General features: G+C 73.6%; 2 protein-coding genes. Both read right to left on the reverse strand.

From position 1 onward, the window contains the following. Window positions 1-226 precede the first annotated feature (226 nt). Window positions 227-1,138, reverse strand: a complete 912-nt coding sequence (locus CNO22_RS26665; RefSeq protein ID WP_100502244.1) for a hypothetical protein — start codon at window positions 1,136-1,138, stop codon at window positions 227-229. A 34-nt stretch (window positions 1,139-1,172) separates the two neighbouring features. After that, the coding region (locus tag CNO22_RS26670) for an acyl-CoA dehydrogenase family protein (protein WP_100502245.1) at window positions 1,173-2,344 on the reverse strand (1,172 nt) is incomplete at its 5' end.

Below are 2,344 nucleotides of genomic sequence, written 5' to 3' on the forward strand. Positions count from 1 at the left end.
ATAGGTGTCGTTGGGACGGTATGTGTGGGTAGGGGGACAGGCCCCGGCGCACCGGCCCGCCAGGGTCGCCCGCGGAGGCAGGACGCCTCCGCGGTCCACGCCACCCCGGGCCCCTGGCCGGCCGGGCGGCGTGGACCGCGGAGGCGTCCGGCCTCCGGGAGGGACCAGGGTGGGCCGGTGACCCGGGGCTGCGCCAGGGGCCCGTCGACGGGTCGCCGCGGGCGGGTCAGGCGGCGGTCCGCCGGGCGGAACCGCGGACGGCGCCGGAGAAGGCGTCGGTGGCCTCGAAGAGGTCCTCGGACGCGAGCGTGGCCTCCAGCAGCTCGACCCGCCCCTCGAGCTCGGCGCGGTCGGGGACGTGCGCGACGAACGGCTTGACCTCGCCGCGGCGGGTGTAGGCCAGGTGCAGCAGGTCGTCGTCCGGCAGCCAGGGCTGCGTGTCCTCGATGAGGTGCACGTCCAGGCCGGCGAGCAGCAGGTGCCGGAGGGCGACCTTCTCCTCGACGTCACCGACGAGGACGCGGACGGCGGGCTCGAGGGCCACCAGGGTCTGTCCCGCGCCGAGCAGCAGCTCGAGGGTGACCCGCAGCCGCTGCGCCCGATCGGTGAGCGTCCGGGAGTGCACGAAGCGCTTCAGCTCGCGCACCTCGTCGCTGCGGACCCCGGCCGGGGCCGCCACGGACTCGAAGAGGTTGACGCGGTGCGCCGTCTCGACGGGGAACCGGGGGCGGCCCGGCTCGAGCAGGTCCCTCGGCTCCTGCGCACCCGAGGTGGTCAGGCTCAGGTAGCCGAGGATGCGCCCGGTCCGGCTGCTGTAGGTCAGCACGTGGACGTCGTCGGCGTGCAGCCACTGCAGGGGCTCGCAGAACCCGGCGCTGCGGTGCAGGGCCTCCTCGCAGGCCCAGCCCAGCTGCAGGTACTGCGCCAGCCGGAAGCCCTGCAGGCCGAGGAGGTACCGGTGCGGCAGGTGCTCGGTGGTCGACGCGACGGTCACCAGCCCGTCGCCCCGGGCGGCCCGGTGCAGCAGGTCGGCGTGCGGCAGGTGGTCGAGCAGGTGCCGGTAACTCAACCGGTCGTGCAGGGCGACGATGTCGGCGGCGTACCGGCGGGTGGCGCTGCGGGGCGGCGTGGTGCACACGTCGTCTCTCCTGGGGGTCCGGTGGTGCAGCGGCTCAGAAGTCGTCGTCCTCGGCGTACAGCGACTCGGTGATCGCCAGGGCGAGCACCTCGGGCGTGCCCTCGTAGATGCGGGCGCCCAGCGCCTCCCGCAGGTACTTCTCCATCCCCCAGTCCCGGACGTAGCCGCGGGCGCCCATGAGGGACATCGCCTCCTCGGCCACCTCGACGGCGATCCGGTCGGCGAAGAGCTTCGCCACGGCCGGCTCGTAGGCCGGGGCGGGGATCTCGGTGTCGGCGAGGTGCGCGGCCCGCAGGTACAGCAGCCGGGCGGCGTCAACCTTCATCGACATCTCGGCCAGCTTGCGGGCGGTGAACTGGTGGCGGTACAGCGGGACGCCGCCCTGGATCCGCTCGCCGCACCACTGCTTGGCCAGGTCGAGAGCACCGCGGGCCACGCCCGTGGAGATCGCGGCCACCGCGGCACGCGCCATGTTCATCTGCTGGATGTTGATGACGACGCCGCCACCCTCGCCGCCGACCACGTTCTCGGCGGGCACGCGGACGCCGCGGAAGGTCATCTCGGTGCCCAGGCAGGTGCGGTAGCCCATCTTGTCCGCCACCGCGCCGAGCTCGACCCCCGGCGAGTCGAGGGGGACGACAAAGCAGGTCAGCGCGCTGGCACCGGGGTTGCCCGCGATGTTGGCGAAGACGGTGGCGTAGGTGGCGACCTTGCCGTTGGTGATGAACTTCTTGGCCCCGTCGAGGACGTAGTGGTCGCCGTCGCGGCGGGCCCGCATGACGTCGAGGGCGTACTGCGCGTTCTCCGGGATGAGCAGGTCGCAGCCGGCCAGCTCCTCGGTGATGGCGTTGCAGGCCAGCACCGGCTCGTCCCCGGAGAACAGCGGGAGAAACCGGGCCTGCAGCGCCGGGTCGCCCGACAGGAGCAGCGGTGCCTGACCGAGCATGGTGGCCCCGAAGACCAGCGCGAACCCCGCGTCGACGGCGGCAAGCTCCTCCAGGGCCACCGCGACGCCGAGCTCGCCGTAGCCCAGGCCGCCGTGCTGCCGGGAGATGACCAGCCGGGTGAGGCCGAGCTGGTGCCCCTCGGCCACCAGCTGCCAGTCGAAGTCGGCGGCGTCGGCCCGGTCGAGCCGCTGCACCTCGGGGCGCAGCCGCTCCTGGGCGAAGGTCCGGACGCGGTCGCGCCTGTCTCCTATACACCTCT

The organism is Geodermatophilus chilensis, from assembly GCF_002802985.1.
Lineage (GTDB): Bacteria > Actinomycetota > Actinomycetes > Mycobacteriales > Geodermatophilaceae > Geodermatophilus > Geodermatophilus chilensis.